Source organism: Rhizobium sp. CB2179, from assembly GCF_057653455.1.
In genome coordinates this window covers 189,826-211,583 of record NZ_JBYGKR010000006.1, presented here as the reverse complement: position 1 = coordinate 211,583, position 21,758 = coordinate 189,826, and the positions used below count along the sequence as shown (strand labels likewise).

Annotated in this window: 17 protein-coding genes; 5 read left to right on the top strand and 12 right to left on the bottom strand. The window is 61.5% G+C overall.

Features of this window, described 5'->3' with window-relative positions:
• Positions 1 to 18: 18 nt before the first annotated feature.
• The 9 genes from AC244Q_RS36510 to bcoG all read right to left on the bottom strand — a co-directional run bounded on the left by AC244Q_RS36510 (position 19) and on the right by bcoG (position 11,693).
• Complete coding sequence (locus AC244Q_RS36510) at positions 19 to 1,650, bottom strand: ABC transporter ATP-binding protein (protein ID WP_128407684.1); 1,632 nt, start codon at positions 1,648 to 1,650, stop codon at positions 19 to 21.
• Positions 1,643 to 2,470 (bottom strand): ABC transporter permease, encoded by an 828-nt coding sequence (locus AC244Q_RS36505; protein ID WP_003555519.1) that lies wholly within the window; start codon positions 2,468 to 2,470, stop codon positions 1,643 to 1,645. Before AC244Q_RS36505 ends, AC244Q_RS36510 begins: the two co-directional genes overlap by 8 nt.
• Entirely contained in the window at positions 2,467 to 3,471 is a 1,005-nt protein-coding gene (locus AC244Q_RS36500) for an ABC transporter permease (RefSeq protein ID WP_003555520.1), read from the bottom strand. Before AC244Q_RS36500 ends, AC244Q_RS36505 begins: the two co-directional genes overlap by 4 nt.
• Before the next feature lie 94 nt (positions 3,472 to 3,565).
• A complete protein-coding gene (locus AC244Q_RS36495; protein ID WP_003555521.1) occupies positions 3,566 to 5,155 on the bottom strand; it encodes an ABC transporter substrate-binding protein in 1,590 nt (529 codons plus the stop codon).
• 118 nt (positions 5,156 to 5,273) lie between these two features.
• Complete coding sequence (locus AC244Q_RS36490) at positions 5,274 to 6,056, bottom strand: carnitinyl-CoA dehydratase (protein ID WP_003555522.1); 783 nt, start codon at positions 6,054 to 6,056, stop codon at positions 5,274 to 5,276.
• 6 nt (positions 6,057 to 6,062) lie between these two features.
• Complete coding sequence (locus tag AC244Q_RS36485) at positions 6,063 to 8,117, bottom strand: acetate--CoA ligase family protein (RefSeq protein ID WP_003555523.1); 2,055 nt, start codon at positions 8,115 to 8,117, stop codon at positions 6,063 to 6,065.
• Positions 8,118 to 8,121: 4 nt separating this feature from the next.
• On the bottom strand, positions 8,122 to 9,282 hold the full coding sequence (locus AC244Q_RS36480; protein WP_003555525.1) for an acyl-CoA dehydrogenase family protein: 1,161 nt from the start codon (positions 9,280 to 9,282) through the stop codon (positions 8,122 to 8,124).
• Between the two features lie 10 nt (positions 9,283 to 9,292).
• Positions 9,293 to 10,783 carry a carnitine 3-dehydrogenase gene (locus AC244Q_RS36475; RefSeq protein ID WP_003555526.1) on the bottom strand — a complete coding sequence of 497 codons (1,491 nt, stop codon included), beginning with the start codon at positions 10,781 to 10,783 and terminating at the stop codon, positions 9,293 to 9,295.
• 7 nt (positions 10,784 to 10,790) lie between these two features.
• A complete protein-coding gene (bcoG, locus tag AC244Q_RS36470) occupies positions 10,791 to 11,693 on the bottom strand; it encodes a 3-dehydrocarnitine:acetyl-CoA trimethylamine transferase BcoG (protein WP_128407685.1) in 903 nt (300 codons plus the stop codon).
• A 40-nt stretch (positions 11,694 to 11,733) separates the two neighbouring features.
• On the opposite strand from bcoG, the gene AC244Q_RS36465 reads away from it, so the two are divergent.
• Entirely contained in the window at positions 11,734 to 12,792 is a 1,059-nt protein-coding gene (locus tag AC244Q_RS36465; protein WP_080518631.1) for a GlxA family transcriptional regulator, read from the top strand.
• On the opposite strand, the gene AC244Q_RS36460 is transcribed toward AC244Q_RS36465, so the two are convergent.
• Complete coding sequence (locus tag AC244Q_RS36460) at positions 12,767 to 13,642, bottom strand: LysR substrate-binding domain-containing protein (protein ID WP_128407686.1); 876 nt, start codon at positions 13,640 to 13,642, stop codon at positions 12,767 to 12,769. The two genes, AC244Q_RS36465 and AC244Q_RS36460, sit on opposite strands and share 26 nt — an antisense overlap.
• Before the next feature lie 111 nt (positions 13,643 to 13,753).
• Here AC244Q_RS36460 and AC244Q_RS36455 point away from each other — a divergent pair, with 111 nt between their 5' ends.
• Together AC244Q_RS36455 and fdhA are read left to right on the top strand one after the other, a co-directional pair.
• Positions 13,754 to 14,659, top strand: a complete 906-nt coding sequence (locus AC244Q_RS36455; RefSeq protein WP_128407687.1) for a DMT family transporter — start codon at positions 13,754 to 13,756, stop codon at positions 14,657 to 14,659.
• 584 nt (positions 14,660 to 15,243) lie between these two features.
• The gene (fdhA, locus tag AC244Q_RS36450; RefSeq protein ID WP_003555532.1) at positions 15,244 to 16,434 is read left to right on the top strand and encodes a formaldehyde dehydrogenase, glutathione-independent; all 1,191 of its coding nucleotides are present in this window, start codon (positions 15,244 to 15,246) and stop codon (positions 16,432 to 16,434) included.
• A 75-nt stretch (positions 16,435 to 16,509) separates the two neighbouring features.
• Here fdhA and AC244Q_RS36445 read toward each other — a convergent pair whose 3' ends face one another.
• On the bottom strand, positions 16,510 to 17,316 hold the full coding sequence (locus AC244Q_RS36445; protein ID WP_003555533.1) for an ABC transporter substrate-binding protein: 807 nt from the start codon (positions 17,314 to 17,316) through the stop codon (positions 16,510 to 16,512).
• Positions 17,317 to 17,421: 105 nt separating this feature from the next.
• Between AC244Q_RS36445 and AC244Q_RS36440 the strand changes: the two genes are divergently transcribed.
• A complete protein-coding gene (locus tag AC244Q_RS36440) occupies positions 17,422 to 19,809 on the top strand; it encodes a putative bifunctional diguanylate cyclase/phosphodiesterase (protein WP_128407688.1) in 2,388 nt (795 codons plus the stop codon).
• Between the two features lie 80 nt (positions 19,810 to 19,889).
• The gene (locus tag AC244Q_RS36435; RefSeq protein ID WP_113544970.1) at positions 19,890 to 20,474 is read left to right on the top strand and encodes a cysteine hydrolase family protein; all 585 of its coding nucleotides are present in this window, start codon (positions 19,890 to 19,892) and stop codon (positions 20,472 to 20,474) included.
• Positions 20,475 to 20,664: 190 nt separating this feature from the next.
• Here AC244Q_RS36435 and speB read toward each other — a convergent pair whose 3' ends face one another.
• Positions 20,665 to 21,720: an agmatinase gene (gene speB / locus AC244Q_RS36430; RefSeq protein ID WP_128407689.1), complete on the bottom strand. Its 1,056-nt coding sequence runs from the start codon at positions 21,718 to 21,720 to the stop codon at positions 20,665 to 20,667.
• Positions 21,721 to 21,758: the final 38 nt, after the last annotated feature.

Below are 21,758 nucleotides of genomic sequence, written 5' to 3'. Positions count from 1 at the left end.
GGTTCTGCCCTCGTCAGGTCAGTTGCCGGCGCTCTCCATGCGACGCGTGGCAAGCACCCGTTCCAGCCAGCCGATTTCCATTTCCGGCACGGATTTCAACAGCAGATCGGTATAGTCGTCGAAGGGCGGCGACAGTGCTGTCGATTTCGGACCGAACCGCACCAGCTTACCACGATGCATCACCGCCACGCTGTCGGCAATCGCCCGGACGATCGCAATGTCATGGGTGATGAAGACGTAGGACAGCTGCTCTTCTTCCTGCAGGCGCAGAAGCAGCTTGAGGATGCCCTCCGCCACCAGCGGATCAAGCGCCGAGGTCGGCTCGTCGCAGAGGATGAGTTCGGGCTTGGCGGCCAGCGCTCTCGCGATCGCCACGCGCTGCTTCTGGCCGCCGGATAGTTCGGCCGGGTAGCGGTCGACGAAGCCCTTGCCCATTTCGATCTGCTGGAGCAGTTCCTTCACCCTTGCCGTCTTCTCAGCACCCCGAAGGCCATAGTAGAAGGTCAGCGGGCGGCCGATGATGTCGCGCACCGTCTGTCGCGGGTTCATCGCCGTATCGGCCATCTGGTAGATCAACTGGATGCGCCTCAAATCGTCGTTCGGCCGGCTCTTGAGATCAGGCATCAGCGGCTTGCCGTCAAAGACGACGCGCCCGCTGCTCGGCGGCAACAGGCCAGTGATGACGCGCGCTAGCGTCGATTTGCCCGAACCGGATTCACCAACGACCGCGAGCGTCTGCCCCTTCGGCACGTGCAGCGAGACATCGTGCAGCACTTTGAAGCCGTTGGAATATTCGGCACTGACATTTTCCACCTTGAGAAGCGCAACCGACTGGTCGGCCGCCTCCTCACGATAGGCCTGCCTGACATTGACGAGGGCGCGCGTATAGTCCTCCCGCGGCGCCTCGATGATCTGCTGGACACTGCCATATTCTACCTGCTTGCCATAACGCAGGACCATGATGTCGTCCGAAATCTGGGCGACGACGGCAAGGTCGTGGGTGATGTAGAGGGCGGCGGTGTGCGTTTCCTCGATGGCATGCTTGATCGCCGCCAGCACGTCGATCTGCGTGGTGACGTCAAGCGCTGTCGTCGGCTCGTCGAAGACGATGAGTTCGGGATTGGAGCAGAGCGCCATCGCCGTCATCGCGCGCTGCAACTGACCGCCGGAGACCTGATGAGGAAAGCGCTCGCCGAAAGTTTCGGGATTGGGCAGGCCGAGAACCCCGAATAGGTAAAGCGCACGTTTGCGCGCCTCGTCCTTCGTCATCAATCCATGTTTGACCGAGGCTTCGATCACCTGATCGCCGAGCCTGTGGGCCGGATTGAAGGCGGCGGCGGCCGATTGCGCAACGTAGCAGACCCGTGCGCCGCGGATTTTCCGGATGCCGTCCTTGCCGAGCACCAGGATATCAGCGCCGTCGAGCCGCACCTCGCCACCGGTGATTTCGGCGCCGCCCCGGCCATAGGCAAGCGCCGAAAGGCCGATCGTCGACTTGCCGGCGCCCGATTCCCCGATCAGGCCGAGAACCTTGCCCTTCTGCAGATCGAAGGAAACCCCGTCTACGATCGTCACTCGCTTCGGCGGTTCGCCCGGCGGGTAGCTGGTTGCTTCGATCTTCAGATTACGAACGGAAAGAAGCTCAGGCATCGCCGCGCCCTCCCTTGAGGCTGGATGTGCGTTTCAGGAGCCAGTCGACCACGAGGTTGACGCAGACGGCAAGTGTCGCGATCGCCGTGCCCGGCACCAGCGCTGCCGAGATACCGAAGATGATGCCGTCCTTGTTGTCCTTGACCATGCCGCCCCAATCGGCCGCAGGCGGCTGAATGCCGAGGCCGAGGAAGGAAAGCGTCGAGAGGAACAGGATCGAGAAGGCGAAGCGCAGGCCGAATTCGGCCAGCAGCGGCGACAGCGTGTTCGGCAGGATTTCGCGGAAGATGATCCAAAGTTTGCCTTCGCCGCGCAGTGTTGCCGCCTCGACGAATTCCATCACCGCGACATCGAGCGCGACGGCGCGGCCGAGACGATAGACGCGGGTGGAATCGAGGATCGCCATGACAAGGATCAACACGACGATGTTTTGCGGCAGCACCGCAAGAACGACGAGCGCGAAGATCAGCGTCGGGATCGACATCATCAGATCGTTGAAGCGCGAAAAGACTGTGTCGATGATGCCGCGCGAGACGGCCGCGGTGAAGCTCAGGATAATGCCCAGCGAGAAGGAGATGACGGTGGCGGCGGATGCGACCGTCAGCGTCGTGCGCGCGCCGTAGATCAACCGCGAGAAGATGTCGCGGCCGAGATTGTCGAGACCGAAAATATACTGGTTATCAGGCAACTGCCACACGTCGCCGACGACCTGCGTCTCGCCATAGGGGGCGAGCCAGGGAGCGAAGAGCGCGAAGATGAAAGCGATGGCGATACCGGCCATGCCGATCCAGGCGGTGATGGGGATATCTCGCAATCTCATCGCGGATGCCTCAGCCGGGGATTGGCGATAATCGCGAGAATATCGGCCGTCATGTTGAGGAAGATATAGACAGCCGCGAAGATCAGGCCGCAGGCCTGCACGACGGGCATGTCGCGCACGGTGACCGCATCGACCATATATTGTCCCATGCCGGGATAGACGAAGACCACTTCGACAACGACGACGCCGACCACGAGATAGGCAAGGTTCAGCGCGATGACATTGATGATCGGCGCAAGCGCATTGGGGGCGGCATGTTTGACGATCGAGCGGAAGGCGCTGAGGCCCTTCAGCTCGGCGGTCTCCATATAGGCCGACGACATGACGGAGAGGATAGCCGCCCGTGTCATGCGCATCATATGCGCGAGCACGACGAGCACGAGGGTCGCCGTCGGCAGCGCGATCGCCTTCAACCGCTCGACGAAGCCCATGCTGTCATAGACGGTCGCTGGAAAGGTCGCCATGCCAAGGTTCACCGCGAAGAGCAGGATGAGCAGGTAGCCGATAAAGAATTCCGGCAGTGAGATCGCCGCAAGCGAGATGATGTTGATGATCTTATCCGGCAGGCGGTTGCGGAAGTGCACCGACAGCATGCCGAGGCCGACGGCGAGCGGCACTGATATCACCGCTGCGAAACCCGCGAGGAAAAGCGAATTGCCGAGGCGTTTGCCGATCTGTTCGCTCACCGAATTCTTGCTGGCCCAGGAGGTGCCGAAGTCACCCTGAACGGCGTTGCCGAGCCACTCAACGTAGCGCGTCGTCACCGGACGGTTCAGCCCGAGATCCTGGCGAATATTGGCAACGGCCTGCGGCGTCGCCGACTGGCCGAGATAGGTTGTGGCAAAATCGCCTGGCAGAGCTTCCAGGCCGCCGAAGATCAGGATGGAGACGGCAAAAAGCAGGACCAGGCTGAGCACGAAGCGCTCGAGGATGAGGGCAAGCAGCGGAAAACGCTGCCGGAACCCGAGGCCGGGCAAGATGCTTGGGGCAGGATTGGTCATGGCGAGGACCTCGCGCTAAAACGTCGGGAGGACCGCGGGGTTTCATCCCACGGTCCCGGCTTCGTTGGAGATCAGAGGGGCAAACGTCCCCTTGTCAAGCGTCCAGCCAGACGCGGGTCGCGACGTAGCCGTTCGACATGTCGTTGCCGATGTCGTGGACATAACCCTTCACCTGCTTGGTGGAGGCGTTCACGAAATCGTTGAACATCGGCAAGATCACCCCGCCCTCGTCGCGCACCGTCATCGCCATGGTGCGATACATGTCCTTGCGCTTGGCTTCATCAAGTTCGGAACGGGCCTGCAGCAGCAGCTTATCGAAGTCAGGACGCTTGAAACGGGTGTCGTTCCAATCCGCCGTCGAGAGATAGGCGGTGGAATACATCTGGTCCTGCGTCGGGCGGCCACCCCAATAGGAGGTCGAGAAGGGCTGGACGTTCCAGACGTTGGTCCAGTAGCCGTCGCCCGGTTCGCGCTTGACCTCGATCTCGATGCCGGCCTTCTTGCAGCTTTCCTGATAGAGGACGGCTGCGTCGACACCGCCGGGGAAGGCGACTTCGGAGGTGCGCAGGAGGACCGAGCCGCTATGACCTGACTTCTTATAGTGGAAGGCAGCCTTGTCAGGATCGTAAACGCGCTGCTCGATGCCCTCGGGAAACAGCGCATAGGTGCTGTTGATCGGGAAGTCGTTGCCGACCTTGCCGTAACCGCCGAGGATCTTCTGCACCATGGCCTCACGGTCCATGGCATATTTGAGGGCCAGACGCAGGTCGTTGTTGTCGAACGGCGCCTTGTCACAATGCATGATGAAGACGTAATGGCCACGGCCGGCGGTCGAGAGAATCTCGACGTTGGGTGCGCGTTTCAAAAGGTTGACGGTCTTCGGATCGACCCGGTTGATGTAGTGCACCTGGCCGGACGACAGGGCCGCGATGCGGGCGGTCGCATCGTTCATGCCGATGATTTCGATCGAATCGACGTAACCGCGGTCGGTGCGCCAGTCGTCTTTGTTCCTTTCGAAGGTGGCGCGGACGCCGGGCTCGAAGCTTGTCATCTTGTAGGGGCCGGTGCCGATCGAGGCGAGAGGATCGTCGACGCCGCCGTTCGGCTGGATGACCAGATGGTAGTCCGACAGCAGCAGCGGCATGTCGGCATTGCCTTCGCTGAGCGTCAGCACGAGATTGCCGCCGTCGGCCTTGATCTCCTTGATCGAGCCGAGAACACCGAGCGCGCCGGATTCCGACTTGGCGTCGGTGTGGCGCTTCAGCGTCGCAACAACGTCATCGATCGTCAGTTCCTTGCCATCGTGAAACTTGACGCCCTTGCGGATCTTGAAGGTCCAGGTCGCCGCGTCCTTCGACGGTTCCCAGGATTCGGCGAGCGCCGGCACGGCGGCACCGGTCAGCGGGTCAGACTCGACCAGCATGTCGCCCCAGCAGCGGCCGATGCAGAACATGACCTGCGACAGGAACTTCGCCGGGTCGTTGGAATCGGTAGCGGCACCGCCTTCGAGGCCGAGCTTCAAGTGACCGCCGCGCTTCGGTTCGGCAGCTTGCGCACTTTCGGTGAAGAGCTTGTCGGCGACGGCAAGTGTGATGCCCGCGGCCATGGCGCGTCCCATGAATTCGCGGCGGCTGAGCCCGCCGGCGGTGACACGGCTTGCGAGATACTTCGTGTAGTCGTTCATTCCCCAGTTCCTTCTTTATGGTGCGTTGACAGAACTTCCGGGCAGGTCCGCAGACGGTTTCCTCTCCACCTCCGGTGCCCGCATCATGCGGGAAAATAATGCGGTTGCCGCCGCCTGGTCATTTTCCTTTCCAAATGGGGCTTCGCTTCTCGGCGAAGGCCCGTGCGCCTTCTAATTGGTCCTCGCTCGAATAGAGCCTGTCGACCGTCGCAAACTGCCGTTTGGTGATCTTGTTCATGGCAGTCTGGAACGTCGAACCCTCCGCTTCGCGGACGATTTCCTTGATGGCCGCATGGACGAGCGACGGCCCGCTCTCAAGCAGCCGGGCAAGCTCCCATGCTCTCTCCATCAGCCGCTCGGCCGGCAGGACCTCGTTGACAAAACCCCAGCGATGCGCCTCGTGAACGTCGAGCCAACGACCGGTCAAAAGCATGTCCATGGCGATGTGGTAGGGGATGCGTTTCGGCAGCTTGATCGAAGCCGCATCGGCAACCGTGCCGGAGCGGATTTCCGGCAGGGCGAAGGTCGCATGTTCGGCGGCGAGGATCAGGTCGGCAGAAAGCGCGATCTCCAGACCGCCGCCGCAACAGATACCGTTGACCGCACAAATGACCGGCTTGTTGAGGTCGCGCAGTTCCTGCAGCCCGCCGAAGCCGCCCACACCGTAGTCCCCGTCAACCGCATCACCTGATGCCGCCGCCTTGAGATCCCAGCCGGCACAGAAAAACTTCTCGCCGGCGCCCGAGACGATGGCGACGCGCAGCGCCGGATCGTCGCGGAAATTTCGGAAGATCAACCCCAGAGCACGGCTGGTCGCAAGGTCGATGGCATTCGCCTTCGGCCGGTCGATGACGACTTCGAGCACTCCGCCGTCCTGTCGTGTGCGAATGGGTTCGCTCAACCTATGCTACCTCCTCCGCCGTATCAAAGCATCGACTACGACCACGCCACACCCTTCGGGAAGAACCATCAATGGATTAATGTCCAGTTCCTCCAGCCATGCCGCGTTCTTTACGACATAATCTGCCGTTGCTAAGACAGCGCCGACAGCGGCCTCGAGATCGCCTTTTGGCCGACCGCGATAGCCATAGATCAATTTTGCAAGTTTGAGGCGCGAAATTGCCGCGTGAATGTCGGTTTTCGTCGCCGGAAGGGGTAGGATGACGGAATCTTCAAGCAATTCAACGAAGATTCCGCCCGCCCCGAGCGTGAGCGACAATCCGAAGACAGGGTCGCGGATAGCGCCGACAATGAGCTCGGCAACCGGCGGATCGATCATTTTCTCGACGAGATAACCGGCATTCGGCGGCATTGCCGCCGCCGCATTCGACACCGCCTTTATATTCTTTAGGTTGAGTGCGACGGCCCCGGCCTCGGTCTTATGGGCAATGCCGAGCGCTTTCAGCACGACGGGAAAGCCGAGCCGCTCAGCTTGCTCGGCCGCTTGACCGGGAGAAGAGGCCAACAGCCCTTGCGGAACCGGAAGGCCGAAGGCGGCAAGCTCGGCCTTCGCATCGGCCTCCGTCAGCGTCTCGATCTCGCCATCGATAGAGGGCACATCGAGCAGCGGCAGGGGCGGCGGACGATCCCAGGCCTGGCCGATGCCGGCGGCGACGTCCGCAGCCGTGATGGCTTCGTCGATACCGCAGAAGGTAATGATGCCGTTTGCCATCAGCCGATCGGCGATCGGCTCCGGCATGTTTTCCGGAAGGGTCGCCAGAAGGCCGGCCAGCGCACCGGTTGCAGCGGCAGCCGCAATCACCGCGTCTGCCGTCATCGCCCATTCGGATGCATCGCAGCGATCATCGCGCGGAAAGTCGAGGACGACGAGATTGAGGGCATAACCGCCCTCGAACATGGCGCTGAAGGCTTCGGTCTGGCGTGCAAGATCCCCCCACACGAAGGTGTGGTAATCGAGCGGATTGGACAGCGTCACCATCTCGCCGAGAACGCGCCGCAGACGGGGCAATTGTTGCGGCTGCAGCGCGGGGAATTCCACATTGCGACCGACGGCTGCATCCGCCATCAGCGAAGCTTCGCCCCCGGAACAGCTCATCGACGAGATCGAATGGCTTGCGAGCGGGCCGGCGACATGCAGCAGCTTCAGGGTTTCGAGCAACGCCGGCAAGGTCTGGACACGGCCAAGACCAAGGCGGGCGAGCACGGCATCCGCGACCGCATCGCTGCCGGCAAGCGAGGCGGTATGCGACACCGCCGCGCATTTTGCCTGCTCGGACCTGCCGACCTTCAGCACGACGACCGGCTTCCTCGACCGTCGGGCCATGGTGGCCAGCCGTTCGAGTGCAGAGAGATTGCCGAAACCTTCGACATGAAGGCCGACCGCCGTCACACGCGGGTCGTCGATCAATGCGCAGGCGACATCGGCAAGCGATGTCTGCGCCTGGTTGCCGGCGGTGACCACATAGGCGATCGGCAGGCCGCGGGTCTGCATGGTCAGGTTGATGGCGATATTGGAGGACTGCGTGAGGATCGCGACGCCACGTGCGATGCGCTGCATGCCATGCTGATCGGGCCAGAGCAGCGCACCGTCGAGACCGTTGATCAGCCCGTAGCAATTCGGCCCGAGGATCGGCATGTCGCCGGCTGCCTCCAGCAGGGCCTGCTGCAACTCGGCGCCGTCGCCGAGTTCACCCGTCGCCTCGCTGAAACCCGATGCATAACAGACCGCCCCGCCGGCACCGGCCGCAGAAAGGCTGCGGACGATCTCGACGGTCTGCATCCTGTTGACGCCGACGAAGGCGGCGTCCGGCGCCGAAGGCAGGTCGGAGACGGAGCGATAACAGGGCCGCCCGAGCACCTCGTCGAGCTTTGGATGGACGGGCCAGATCTCGCCGGCAAAACCCATGCGGTCGCACTGCTCGATCACCCTGCGCGCCTCGCGGCCGCCGAAGACGGCGATCGTTTGCGGTCTGAGCAGGCGGTCGAGCGGGCGCGGCGTCATCGGCTTATGCTCCCAAGGGTCTAAGCAGATCGCGGCTGATGATATGCCGCTGGATTTCAGAGGTACCGTCCCAGATGCGCTCGACGCGCGCATCGCGCCAGAAGCGGGCAAGCGGCAGATCGTCCATCAGGCCCATGCCGCCGAAGATCTGGATCGCCTCGTCAGTCACGCGGGCCAGCATTTCGGAGGAGTAGAGCTTGGCCGAGGCGATCTGCCGGTCTGCGGAGAGTCCGGCATCGAGCCGCCAGGCGGCGGCGAGCGTCAGCCAATCGGCCGCGTCGATCTCGGTAATCATATCGGCGAGCTTGAACGACACGCCCTGATTGGCGCCGATCGGCTTGCCGAACTGCTTGCGCTCGGCGGCATAAGGCAGCGTCATGTCGAAGACGCGCCGTGCCCGGCCGACGCAGGTGGCGGCCACCGTCAACCGCGTGCCATAGAGCCATTTATTGGCGATTTCGAAGCCGCGATGCACCTCGCCAAGTACCTGGCTTGCCGGAATCCGGCAATCGGTGAAGCTGAGCGTTGAGTTGTGGTAGCCGCGATGCGAAACGGAATCGTAGCCCCCGAGGATTTCGAATCCCGGCGTGCCGCGATCCACCAGGAAGGCGGTGATCTTCTTCTTGATGCCCTTCGGCGTTTCCTCCTCGCCCGTTGCGGCAAAGACGATGACGAAATCGGCGACGTCGGCATGCGAGATGAAGTGTTTCGTGCCGTTGAGGACGAAGTCGCTGCCATCGCGGCGGGCAGCGCATTTCATGCCGCGCATATCGGAACCGGCGTCCGGCTCGGTGATAGCAAGCGCATCGATCTTCTCACCGCGCACTGCGGGCAGGAGATAGCGTTCTCGCTGCTCGCCCTCGCAGGCCATCAGGATGCCGGACGGCCGGCCGAAGAAAACCGTCAGCCCCAGGGAGCCGCGCCCGAGTTCCCGCTCGACCAGCGTGAAGGTGACATGGTCGAGACCGGCGCCGCCGACTTCTTCCGGGAAATTGCAGGCGTAAAAGCCGAGATCGATGCATTTGCGCCGGATCTCGTCTCCGAGCTCCGGCGGGACGATGCCACTGCGCTCGACCTCGTTTTCATGCGGATAGATTTCGGTTTCGACGAAGGCGCGGACCGTCTCGACGATCATTTCCTGTTCTTCGCTCAGTCCGAAATGCATGCCTATCCTCCTACCGCCTCTGGCCGACGTGACGGCCGGCACCTTCAGGCACGGCCAAATTCGCGTGGGCTCCTGCAACCGCCTTGACCTTGTCGAGAATGACGGCCGGCGCCGGTGTGGCCTTGCCGGCCTTGCTGTCGACATGCAGCAACATGTGTTCGGCGGTTGCCAGAGCCTCGCCCGTCGCCGTGTCGAACAGAGTGTGGAAGACATGCAGCCGCTTCTCGTCGACGGAGAGGATCTGGCAGGTCGAGTGGATCGCCTGGCCGAGTTTCGCCTCGCCGAGATGGCGGATATGGGTTTCCACCGTGTAATAGCTCTGCCCCGCCTCGACATAGGCGAGATCGACGCCGATGAGGCGCAACAATGCGTCCGATGTATCGCCGAAAACCTGCAGGTAGCGGTGCTCGGTCATATGGCCGTTATAGTCGACCCAGGCAGGGCCGACTTTCGTCTCCACGAGCCTCAGCGGCTTCGACGGGTCGAAAGACGTGGCCGCCCTACCGCCTTGCGCCCAGAGCGATTGCTCGAAGTCCTTCAGCAGCTTGCCGGCGCCCCAGCCCTTGCCGCCATCGCCGCCCTTGAGGGCCTGCAGGATGCCGACGAGGTTTTCGTCGCGGATGCGTTCGAGCTCGCGGATCGACAGGCCGGCCGCCTGTTCGTCGGATTGCCGGCCGATCTTTTCGATCAGCGCATCGTCGAGATCGACGACATCGGTGAGCTTGGTCCAGGGCCAGGCGAGGCATGGACCGAACTGGGCGAGGAAGTGGCGCATGCCGGCCTCGCCGCCGGCAATGCGGTAGGTCTGGAACAGGCCCATCTGCGCCCAGCGCAAGCCGAAAGAGTAGCGGATGACATCGTCGAGGGTCTCGACCGTGCAAATATCGTCATGGATCAGCCACAAGGCCTCACGCCAGAGCGCTTCGAGCAGCCGGTCGCCGACAAAGGCCTCGATCTCCTTGGCGATGTGGACGCCCTTCATACCGAGCGGCGCCAGTCTTTCGATCGCCGCCCGGATGGTCGCCGCCGAGGTTTTTTCGCCACCGACGATTTCGACGAGCGGCAGCAGATAGACGGGATTATAGGGGTGGGCGACGAAGAGGCGTTCGGGATGCGTCATGTCGCGCTGCAGATCGGTCGGCAGCAGGCCTGAGGTGGAAGAGCCGATCAGGGCGTCCGAGCGTGCTGCAGCATCGATCTCAGTCAGGACACGGCGCTTGAGGTCGAGCCTTTCCGGCACGCTTTCCTGAATCCAGTCGGCGCCGGCGACAGCTTCCTCGAGCTTCGCGCAGAAGGTCAGCCTGCCGCGGGGCGGCAGGGGTGCTCCGGTCAGCATGGCATAGGCTTTTTCGGCGTTAGCGAGCACTTCGCCGACGATGCGGCTCGCTTCCGGATGCGGATCGAACACATCAACGTCAATGCCGGCCAGCAGAAAACGCGCGATCCATCCGCCGCCAATGACGCCGCCGCCGATACAAGCCGCCTTGTTGATCCCAGTCATGCCGTCCTCAGCGCTTCGTCAGTTTGAGTTTCTTGCGAACGTCTTCCGGGCCGATAATCCGGGCACCCATGCCCTCGACCACTTGCACGGCCTTTTCAACGAGCTCAGCATTGGTGGCGAGTTGGCCCTTGCCGACAAAGAGATTGTCCTCCAGGCCGACGCGCACGTTGCCGCCGGCCAGAACGGCTGCCGCCGGATAGGCCATGGCGTGGCGGCCGATCGAAAAGGCCGAAAAAGTCCAGCTCTGAGGCACGTTGTTGACCATCGCCATGAAGGTATTGAGATCGTCGGGCGCCCCCCATGGTATGCCCATGCAGAGCTGGATCAGCACCGGGTCTTCGATCAGGCCTTCCTCGGCAAGCTGCTTGGCAAACCAGAGATGGCCGGTGTCGAAAGCCTCGATTTCGGGGCGCACGCCGAGACCGGTCATCTTCTTCGCCATGGCCCGCAGCATGGCCGGCGTGTTGGTCATGACATAGTCGCCGAGGTTGAAGTTCATCGTGCCGCAGTCGAGCGTGCAGATTTCAGGCAAGCATTCGGCGATATGGCTGACGCGCTCGGTGGCGCCGGCCATATCCGTGCCGTTAGGATTGAGGGGAAGGGGGCTTTCGACATCCCCGAAAATCAGGTCTCCGCCCATGCCGGCGGTGAGATTGAGGACGACATCGACATCGGCCGAGCGGATTCGGTCGGTGACCTCCCTGTAGAGGTCGTTGCGGCGGCTGGCAGCACCCGTTTCCGGGTCGCGGACGTGGCAGTGAACCACCGCAGCACCAGCCTTTGCCGCGTCGATGGCGGAATCGGCGATCTGCTTGGGAGTGATCGGCACGTGGCTGGATCTGGAAACCGTGTCGCCGGCGCCGGTAACGGCGCAGGTAATGAAGACATCGCGGTTCATCGCAAGAGGCATGTTTTTGTTCTCCCTCGTCTTGTCGGCATTACGCGACAGGATGAAGGACGATGCGTTGCAATATCGGAAGCAACCGATACATTATCGGAACTCTAGGGAGATGATCTTGCTGCAGCGATCCACAGAACGGCTCGATATCGACCTTCTCGTCCTGCCGGACGCGAACCTGATCCTGATCGCCTCGGTGATCGAGCCGCTGCGCGGCGCCAACCGCATTTCCGGCAGCGAGCTCTATCGCTGGCGGCTGCTGACGCCGGACGGAGCACCGGTCCCGACCACCAGCAATATTGCCGTGCCCGCGCAAGGCGCTTTCAAGGCGACGACCGAGGATACGCCGCTGTTCGTACTTGCTAGCTACAACTGGCGCCGAAGTGCTACGCCGGCGCTGAAGATGCAGCTCTCCCAGGCCGCCCGCTATCGCACGGTGATTGCCGGCATCGAGTCCGGCACCTGGCTGCTAGCCGAAGCCAGCCTGCTCGACGGGCTCCCGGCAACCGTCCACTGGGAGGACTACGAGGATTTTGCACTGGCCTATCCTGAGGTGCGGGCCGTCAAGGATCGTTTCGTCATCGACGGCAAGCGGCTGACGACGTCAGGTTCGCTTCCGACCGTCGACCTGATGCTGGAGGTGATCCGGCAAAGGCAGGGTTATTCGCTGGCGCTCGAGGTCAGCCGGCTGTTCCGCTACGAGCAGCCGTCCTTCCATGCGGACGAGCAGCTTTCCGCAGCCTCGGCGGGGTTGCGCATGCATGATCCCCGCGTGACCCAGGCAGTACGGCTGATGGAGGAGCATATCGAGCAGCCTCTGGTCCTGACACGGCTGGCCCGGCGGGTGGGCATCAGCGCCCGGCATCTGCAGTATCTCTTCCAGCAGAGCATCGGCGCGCCGCCGCATGTGCACTATCTGGCGCTGCGCCTGAATGCGGCGCGCCGCAAGGTGATCGAGACGACAGCCTCTTTCGCCGACATCGCGGCGGCAACCGGCTTCAATTCGGCCTCAGCCTTTGCGAGAAGCTACCGGGCGAGTTTTTCCGAGAGCCCGTCCGAGACCCGGCGCCGCTTGCGCCGCCGCATCACGTCATCGCAGGCGCCGGTATAGGCTGGAACGCGTCCCGTATCATCTCAGCAAGCTCCCGAACGGCCTCGCTGGAACGGTAGGTGCTTCGGCGGAGCACGACCTCGGAGGAGTCGACCGGCGGGAAACCGTCTTCGGCGGTCAGCTCCCGGCAGCCGGGCGGTATATTGCTGCGGGAAAGCGTGGTCACGGCAAGGCCGGCAATCACGGCATTCTTCAGCCCCGAGCCGGTATCGGCGATGAAGGCGATCCGATAGTTGCGGCCGATCTGCTCCAGCGACCGGAGTGCAAAATCGCGCGACCAGGTGGAATTGCGATAGGTCGCAATCGGCAGGGGATCGATGTCGTGCAGCCGATGGACCATTGATGTGACCCAGACCGTGGGATCAATGCAGATGACCTCGCCTTTCGTCTCATCGCTCCAGTCGAAAACGACGGCCAGATCAAGCTCGTCCCGCTCGAGGGCGGCGAGGTTACGGACGGTATAGTCGCAGGACACGGTCACCTCGACGGCCGGGTGGCGAACGGCGAAAGCCGCGAGCGCCGCCGGCAGTACCGTCTGGCTGTATTCCTCGGGAATTCCGATGCGCACCGGCCCATCTAGCGGCTTGCTGCGGATCGTCGCGGCGGCCTCGTTCAAGAGGTCGATGATCCTGCGGGCATAGGGGACGAGTTGCATGCCTTGACGCGTCAGCAATACGCCGCGGGCGCCGCGCTCGAACAGCGTTTCGCCGATCGTCTGCTCCAGCTTTTTGATCTGGCTGCTGACGGCCGACTGCGTCCGCCCGATGCGCTGAGCGGCCGCGGAGAAGTTCGACGTCTCGGCGACGACAAGAAAGGTTCTCAGCAGGTCGCTTTCAATCGGCTCGTGCATGTTCAGCCATAGAAAAAATCGATGATAGCCATCTCTACTATTCGTTTGTCTGATGTCAATTCTGGGCGCACAAATGACCCGCGTTCGACTTCCTTCTTTGAGAATATCTGCGTGACAATTGAAAATCCGGCCAGACGCCTCGCAAGCAGCGAGCATGAGAAGGGTGTGTTTCTCATCGTTGCTGCGACACTTGCCTGGAGCGCGAGCGGCGTCTATTCGCGACTCCTGACGACCGACGTATGGACGGCGATCGCCTGGCGATCGTTGTTCGGTGGCCTATTCCTGCTGATCCCCTGCCTTTTCCTCGAAGGGGGTATTTCACGGCAGCAATGGCGTTTCATCTTCCATCCGTCCAGCCTTGCGATGATCGCCTGCCAGACCTTCAGTCAGGGCTGCTTCATCGGGGCGCTCTACATGACCACCGTCGCCAATGTGACGATGATCTATGCGACCGCGCCATTTATCGCGGCCATGCTCGGCTGGGTCATCCTCAGGGAGAGGGTCTCCAGGCGGACGCTAATTGCCGGCGGCATCTCGCTCCTCGGCGTCGCGGTCATCGTCGCCTCGTCGATCGGCGGCGGCACCGGATGGGGCGACCTGCTGGCGCTCGGCATGACAGCGTCCTTCGCGCTCGTCATCATCATTCCGCGCATCAGTCCCGACGTGCCGAGCCTGCCGCCGACCGTGGTCAGCGCTTTCCTGACGCTTGCACTCTTCGCGCCGTTCGGTTCGGTAGGCTCGCTCGACCTGCACAACTGGATCGTTCTTGCTGCCTTCGGCGCGACCAATTTCTCCCTGGCACTGGTGCTCTTCCTTGCCGGGGCGAAGCGGATGCCGCCAGCGGAGGCGGCGCTGATCGGCACAATGGAAATCGTGCTCACGCCGTTCTGGGTCTGGCTGCTGTTTTCCGAAGAGCCGCCCGTCGCCACGTTTTTCGGCGGCGCGATCATCCTCGGCGCAGTGATCTGGCACACGGCCATCGACGTCAGCCGCAGCCGGCAACCGCATCGCGCCTAAAGCCTTTAGGCGGCGATCAATCTTCCGGGACGATCCGGAAAACCGCCGTATTCGCGGGATCAGTTACTCCCCTGCACAGCGAGCTATGGCGACTTTGCCGACTGTCGTCTTTGCGTTGCACCCATGTCGTTTTCTTGATCGCTGTTTTCCGTCAGGCATGGTTTGTTTGTGGTGTTCAAGGCGCTATCTCGCAAACTGGCGAAATGGGCATTGGGAAGCCGGCCTGACGCGCCGACGCTCCCAGCAGCGGTAGGAGAACTGAAATCCTCAAGGAAATCGCCGGATAGAAATCCGGAAAGATATCGAGATGGATCGAAAGGAGATTCTGGAGCTGGAAACCAGCTCTTGGCAGAGCAAATCGACGGATTGCAGGCAGACGATCACGAGCGGAACGACAGGCGAAAGCCATGGCGTTTACTCCTCTTCTCCATTCAATCTGTCCTTTTGCAAAATCCGAATATCGCCCGATGCGGCGGTATCCTCGTGTTGTGGACACCGGGCTGCTGAGGAGGCAGGCCGGAGGGAAGGTTGCCATCGGCTGCATTGGTTGCAGATCGAGGCATTCAAACAAGTGGGAGGAATTCATGAGTAAAAATAGAGGCGTCGTCTATCTCCGGCCGGGCAAGGTCGAAGTTCGCGACATCGACGACCCGAAGCTGGAAGCGCCTGACGGCCGCCGCATCGAACACGGCGTCATTCTGAAAGTGATTTCTACCAATATCTGCGGCTCCGATCAGCACATGGTCCGCGGCCGCACGACGGCGATGCCGGGCCTGGTCCTTGGTCATGAAATCACCGGCGAGATCATCGAGAAAGGCATCGATGTCGAGATGCTCGAAATCGGCGATATCGTCTCGGTGCCTTTCAATGTCGCCTGCGGCCGCTGCCGCTGCTGCAAGTCTCAGGATACCGGTGTCTGCCTGACGGTAAACCCGGCCCGCGCCGGCGGTGCTTATGGTTATGTCGACATGGGCGGCTGGATCGGCGGACAGGCACGCTACGTCACCATTCCCTACGCAGATTTCAACCTGCTGAAAATCCCCGATCGGGACAAGGCAATGGCGAAGATCCGGGATCTCACCATGCTCTCCGACATCCTGCCCACCGGCTTCCATGGCGCAGTGCGGGCAGGCGTTGGCGTCGGCTCGACCGTCTATGTCGCAGGCGCGGGCCCCGTCGGCCTTGCGGCTGCCGCTTCGGCTCGCATTCTCGGCGCCGCAGTCGTGATGATCGGTGACTTCAACAAAGACCGTCTGGCGCATGCGGCGAAGGTCGGTTTCGAACCGATCGACCTGTCGAAGAGCGACCGTCTTGGCGACATGATCGCGCAGGTCGTCGGCACCAACGAAGTGGACAGCGCCATCGATGCTGTCGGCTTCGAGGCCCGCGGCCACTCGGGCGGGGAACAGCCGGCGATCGTGCTCAATCAGATGATGGAGATTACCCGTGCCGCCGGTTCGATCGGCATTCCCGGCCTCTACGTTACCGAGGATCCAGGTGCTGTCGACAATGCCGCCAAACACGGCAATTTGTCGCTTCGCTTCGGCCTCGGATGGGCCAAGGCGCAGTCCTTCCACACCGGCCAGACTCCGGTGATCAAATACAATCGTCAACTCATGCAGGCGATCCTCCACGACCGACTGCCAATTGCCGATATCGTCAACGCCAAGGTCATCCCGCTCGACGATGCCGCCAATGGATATGAGAGCTTCGACCAGGGAGCGGCGACGAAATATGTCCTCGATCCGCATGGCGAGGTGGCGAAAGCCGCATAGCGACATTACTGCACACATAGGAATGGCCGGGCGAAAACCCGGCCATTCCGCATTCTCGAAAAATTGGACGGCGAACTACTGGATGCTGAACGGGAAATATTTGGCGTTGATCATGTCATAGGTTCCGTCCGCCTGGATGCTCTTCAACGCTTCGTTCAGACGTGTCAGACGCTCCTTGTCATCCAAGCGCAGCGCTATACCGGCGCCTTCACCAAAATAGGTGACGTCGACCAGGTCCGGCCCCTTGAACTCGCAGCAGCTTCCAGCCTTGGTGTTGGCAATCCAATCATAGATGGCCAGTTTATCCTCGAGGATAATGTCGACGCTCCCATCCGCCAGACCCTTGTACAATTCCGGCGAAGACCGAAACACCGTCTTTTTCATTGCCGGATAAAGATGGTTGGCATAGGATTCCTGCGCTGTCGACGACGTCACCCCAAGAATTTTGTCGCTGAGGGCGGCGGGGCTGACATCGCTGATCGACGAATCCTTCCGGGCGATGAACACCGACGGGCTGTTGTAGTATTTTTCAGTGAAGGCAACCTTTTGACGTCGCTCAAGGCTCATCGACATGGATGAGATGATCGCGTCGTATTTGTCGGCAACGAGATCGGGGATGATGTCGTCCCACTTCTCGATGATAAATTGGCATTCAAACTTGCCGACCTCGCACAGCGCATTGGCAATATCGATATCGAAGCCTTGAAGCTTGTTGTTTGAATCGAGATAGTTGAAGGGCGGAAATGCACCTTCGACGGCAATTCTCATTGGCATGCGATCCTGCGCAGCCACCTCGAGCGGCGCGGCCGCCGCTAACAAGACACCGATCCCGCCCGCCATCAGCGTTCCGCGCAATATGGTCTGAATGGATATGCGCAACATCGTCGGGAGCTCCTTGGGGCATAGTCGATCTCGCGCCATAGTGGGCCACAGCTTTTAATTCTACGTGAACGCTTCTTTGTTAGCGTCGACGAATGCGCCCGTGTCGTGGTGTTCAGGGGTCTAGGCTTGCAGATCGTTCTTCCTTCCAGCTCCAATACGTTTCAGCAATCCTGGATCGCCTCCGGGAGAATTCTGTTCCTTATTGCCGTCAGCGGGCTCGGAGCGATCGGGCTTGTCGTACTCTCGGCGCTCTGGGCAGGAACCGAAAGCGATGCCGCAGCCCTCGATCGACAGCGTCAGCTTGTGAATGCCCGCCTGCGCGAACAGGTCGATCAAGTCGCGCATGTTATCGGCCAGTTCGGCAATGGCTACCTCGCACGTGTCTATCCTGCCGCCCTTTCGACCGAAGGCTCCTCCGGCCTCGATGCCGTTTTGACGGCAGCAGCCGGGAGTGCGATCGGCCAGACGGCTATGTCGGCGTTCGGCTACGACCAGGCCTTTGTTGTCGATGAAAAGGCGCAACTGCTCATGCTGGCGGACGCCCAAACGGAGAAGCGGTACCGCTGGATGAGGCCTCTCTTTTTGCCTCTCCTTCAGGATGCCCGCTTTGGGGTCAGGCGAAGCACGGCTTTGAACGAAAGAACGCCATCCTCAATGGAAGCCCGCCTTGCGAGCGCCGCCCATTCCAACCGTGCTCTGGCCAATCTGATGCGGCTCGAGGGCCGGCCGACCATCGTCGGAGTCGTCGCCATTAACGAGGCTGCCGGGGGACAGCGCCAGCCGATGCGGCAATTCCTGATCGTCGTGCGCTTTATCGATGGTGCGGCGCTGGACGAATTGAGCCGGCAACAGGGCCTTAACGGCGCCCGCTTCGCGCGCACTGCCGATGCGGACGAAAATGAGGTTGCGTTCCAGATTGACGCCACGGCAAAAGGCGAACCGATCGGCTTTATCGTATGGCGGCCGGATCTTCCAGGTTCGAGGGTGATCGGTCGATTGATGCCGGCGCTTTCGATTGCCGCCTTGGTGATCGCGATCCTGTTCTCGGTCTTGCTGGTGCGCCTGCGAAGGAGTCTGGGCGAGTTGAAGAAAAGCGAGCTGCATGCAAGGCAGCTTGCCTTGCATGATGTGCTCACCGATCTTCCCAACCGCGCTTTGTTCGCTATGAGGTTCGACGAGTGCCTGGCCGAGACGCAGAATTCGACCGAGCGCTCGGCGGTCGCACTTCTCGACCTCGATCGCTTCAAAGCGGTGAACGACACATTCGGCCATGCCGCCGGCGATGAACTCATCAGGATGGCCGCCGAGCGGATCCGCTCGCTGCTTCGTCCGGGCGACACGCTTGCCCGGCTAGGGGGCGACGAATTTGCGCTGCTTCTCCGGGACATCAAAGATCATGACCACGTTTTGCCGGCAATATGCGAAGCGATCGTTGCCGAACTTGGCAAACCCTTCCCGCTTTTGCGCGGCGAAGCGGTTGCGCGCGTCGGCGGCTCGATCGGCGTGACCGTCGTGCCGGATGCCGGGCGGAATGCCGATGACATCATGCGCTACGCCGACGTCGCGCTGTACGAGGCAAAGATGGGCGGCCGAGGCCAGTGGCGTCTCTATTCACCGTCCATGGACGGCGGCCGAAATGCACGCGACATTCTCAAGAACGAATTGCGGGAAGTTCTGGCCAAAGGCATGGCCTCAGATGGTCCACACGCCGATCCGGTTTCGAACCGGCCGGACTTCGGATCGCTCGAGGTCTATTACCAAACGGTCCATCGCGCTGAGGCAGGATACGCGGCGTCGGGCGCGGAAGCTCTCGTGCGGTGGCGTCACAGTCAGCGCGGGCTGTTGACGCCTGCCAGCTTCATCCCTGTCGCCGAGGAGGGCGGCCTCATCGACGCTCTCGGTTTCTGGGTCTTGCGCGAAGCCTGCAGAGCCGCCTGCAAATGGCCGGAGGACACGTTTGTTGCGGTCAACGTGTCTCCTGCCCAGTTGAGAAGACCGAATTTCGCCGAGGAAGTTTTCGCCGTGCTTGAGGAGAGCGGTCTGCAGCCGTCCCGGCTCGAGCTCGAACTCACCGAGTCCTCACTGATCGAGGACAACTCGGACGTTTATACGGTGCTGAAGTCGTTGCGCAGCCGGGGTGTCCAGGTTTCGCTGGATGATTTCGGAACTGGCTTTTCATGCCTCAGCCATCTCCTGCGCTTCGATATCGACCGCATCAAGATCGATCGATCGTTCGTCTCACAGCTCGGCACCAAGGCCAATGGGGCGGCAATCATTGGCGCCATCGTCGCGCTCAGCCGTAACCTCGGTATCTCGACGACGGCCGAAGGGGTCGAAACCGATTATCAACGCGACTTTCTGGCCGCCCTCGGCTGCACCGACCTCCAAGGCTACTTCTTCTCCAAACCCGTTCCTATTGGCGAGCTTGATAGTTTCCGGAAAGCTGAAAGCGCCGCTGGGTTACTGACGACCGCCCGAGGCGCCGTCGCGTGAGAGGCTTCAGATCTTCCGCAGGCTAGGGGAACTTTCGCCCCGCGTCGCGGTTGACGCGCGAAGACCGAATGGAGGATGTGATGGGCGAGGTCGGGGAATGGCGGCACCTTTGCGTCGACATGCAGCGGATGTTTGCCGAAGACACGCCGTGGCACGTTGCCTGGATGGTACGGATCTCTCCCCAGATCGAAGAGCTGGCCGGGCGGCATCCGTCGCGAACGATCTTTACCCGCTTCCTGCCACCCGAGCGTGCGGACGACATGCCGGGGAAATGGCGGGATTATTACCAGAAATGGTGGATGATGACGGGCGAACATCTTCCGCGCGGCTTCATAGATCTCGCCCCATCGCTGGCCTCGTTGGTTCCGCCGGCAAGGCACTTCGACAAACGCACTTATTCGCCTTGGATCGACGGCCGCCTGCATCCGATCCTTCAGTCGGAGCGGGTCGATACGCTTGTGATAACGGGCGGTGAAACGGATGTCTGCGTGCTTGCCACGACGCTCGGCGCGATCGATCTCGGCTATCGTGTCATCGTGCTGAACGACGCCGTCTGCAGCGGCGCCGACGATACGCATGACGCGTCACTGGAACTTCTGCACGATCGGTTTTCCGTGCAGCTCGAACTCATGGATACCGAAGAGTTTTTGAGATGCGTTGGCTAGTACGCTTGGCGTGACAATGAAGGCTTCGCCGTAATACTGCTCATCGCCTCCACCGACAGTGGCTGCATGACGGGAGGCGTCGGTGGCGACGACCATGGGCGTGAGATTCCCTGCTTCCGTCATTGCTAGGTGCGAATGATATGATCTTGGCCCATCCGGCCAGTTGCCTCGGATGACCGAGAGGTCGGCCTTAGCGCCTGCCGATCGATGGACTAAACACCATGAGGCTCAGGACCTCAAAGAGCACCTGTGCTGCGGCGTGCGCCGTGTTGGTCGTTGCGTCATATTGCGGGGCGACTTCGACGACGTCACCACCCACCAGGTTTATCCCCTTCAGTCCGCGTATCAGTTCAAGGACTTCACGCGTGGTCAATCCACCGACCTCGGGCGTGCCCGTGCCGGGCGCAAAGCTCGGATCGAGGCTGTCGACGTCGAAGGAAAGATAGGTGGGGCCGTCGCCGACGATGGATTTTGCCTTGGCAATGACGGCCGCAATCCCCATTCCGCTGATGTCCTCTGCGTGGATCACGGTCATTCCCGAAGCGTAGGAGAATTCCCACAAATATTCCGCTGAACCGCGGATGCCGATCTGGATAGTCCGTGTCGGATCGAGGACGCCGTCAAGCACCGCATTGCGGAACGGCCCACCGTGATGAAACTTCGTCTGATCGAAAGCGCCGCTTGTATCGCAATGGGCATCAATATGGATGAGGCCGACCGGTTGCTGCCGGCCGATGGCCTTCAAAATCGGGTGGCTGATGGAATGATCGCCTCCGACGGAAAGCGGGGCCACGCCGGCATCGACGATCTGGCCGATCCGCTTTTCGATGTCGTCGTGGCTGAGTTCCAACCGGTAACGGCTTTGGAACGATATGTCGCCGATATCGGCGACCCGAAGATCGAAGACCGGCGCCGTAGCGAGAACGTGATTGTAGGGGCCGATCCTTTCGATGGCGCGAAGTGCCCTCGGTCCGAAACGCGAGCCTGGACGATTGGTGACGCCAAGATCCATGGGGATCCCGGTGATCGCAACCTGGAGATTGCCGAAATCCGGATCATCGGCCGCGACCTGCATGTAGGGTGCGCTGAGGAAGGTCGGCACTCCGGCGTATGGCGCCAGTCTCGTGCCGCTCTTGGAGATGATCTTCTCCGCTACTTTGCGAAACTTCTTATCGAATATCTCGCCGCCATTGGCGTCTGCAAATTCTGCGCGCAGTTGCTCGAGCCGCGTTTTATCCCACACCATATGCATGCGTCTCCGCTTCAGGTCCGTCTCGTCAGACA

What these genes read in the sequence shown, in the direction of transcription:
- AC244Q_RS36510 (WP_128407684.1), bottom strand. Translation starts at nt 1,650, where the DNA reads ATGCCTGAGCTTCTTTCCGTTCGTAATCTGAAGATCGAAGCAACCAGC.
- AC244Q_RS36505 (WP_003555519.1), bottom strand. Translation starts at nt 2,470, where the DNA reads ATGAGATTGCGAGATATCCCCATCACCGCCTGGATCGGCATGGCCGGT.
- AC244Q_RS36500 (WP_003555520.1), bottom strand. Translation starts at nt 3,471, where the DNA reads ATGACCAATCCTGCCCCAAGCATCTTGCCCGGCCTCGGGTTCCGGCAG.
- AC244Q_RS36495 (WP_003555521.1), bottom strand. Translation starts at nt 5,155, where the DNA reads ATGAACGACTACACGAAGTATCTCGCAAGCCGTGTCACCGCCGGCGGG.
- AC244Q_RS36485 (WP_003555523.1), bottom strand. Translation starts at nt 8,117, where the DNA reads ATGACGCCGCGCCCGCTCGACCGCCTGCTCAGACCGCAAACGATCGCC.
- AC244Q_RS36480 (WP_003555525.1), bottom strand. Translation starts at nt 9,282, where the DNA reads ATGCATTTCGGACTGAGCGAAGAACAGGAAATGATCGTCGAGACGGTC.
- AC244Q_RS36475 (WP_003555526.1), bottom strand. Translation starts at nt 10,783, where the DNA reads ATGACTGGGATCAACAAGGCGGCTTGTATCGGCGGCGGCGTCATTGGC.
- bcoG (WP_128407685.1), bottom strand. Translation starts at nt 11,693, where the DNA reads ATGCCTCTTGCGATGAACCGCGATGTCTTCATTACCTGCGCCGTTACC.
- AC244Q_RS36465 (WP_080518631.1), top strand. Translation starts at nt 11,734, where the DNA reads ATGAAGGACGATGCGTTGCAATATCGGAAGCAACCGATACATTATCGG.
- AC244Q_RS36460 (WP_128407686.1), bottom strand. Translation starts at nt 13,642, where the DNA reads ATGCACGAGCCGATTGAAAGCGACCTGCTGAGAACCTTTCTTGTCGTC.
- fdhA (WP_003555532.1), top strand. Translation starts at nt 15,244, where the DNA reads ATGAGTAAAAATAGAGGCGTCGTCTATCTCCGGCCGGGCAAGGTCGAA.
- AC244Q_RS36445 (WP_003555533.1), bottom strand. Translation starts at nt 17,316, where the DNA reads ATGTTGCGCATATCCATTCAGACCATATTGCGCGGAACGCTGATGGCG.
- AC244Q_RS36435 (WP_113544970.1), top strand. Translation starts at nt 19,890, where the DNA reads ATGGGCGAGGTCGGGGAATGGCGGCACCTTTGCGTCGACATGCAGCGG.
- speB (WP_128407689.1), bottom strand. Translation starts at nt 21,720, where the DNA reads ATGGTGTGGGATAAAACGCGGCTCGAGCAACTGCGCGCAGAATTTGCA.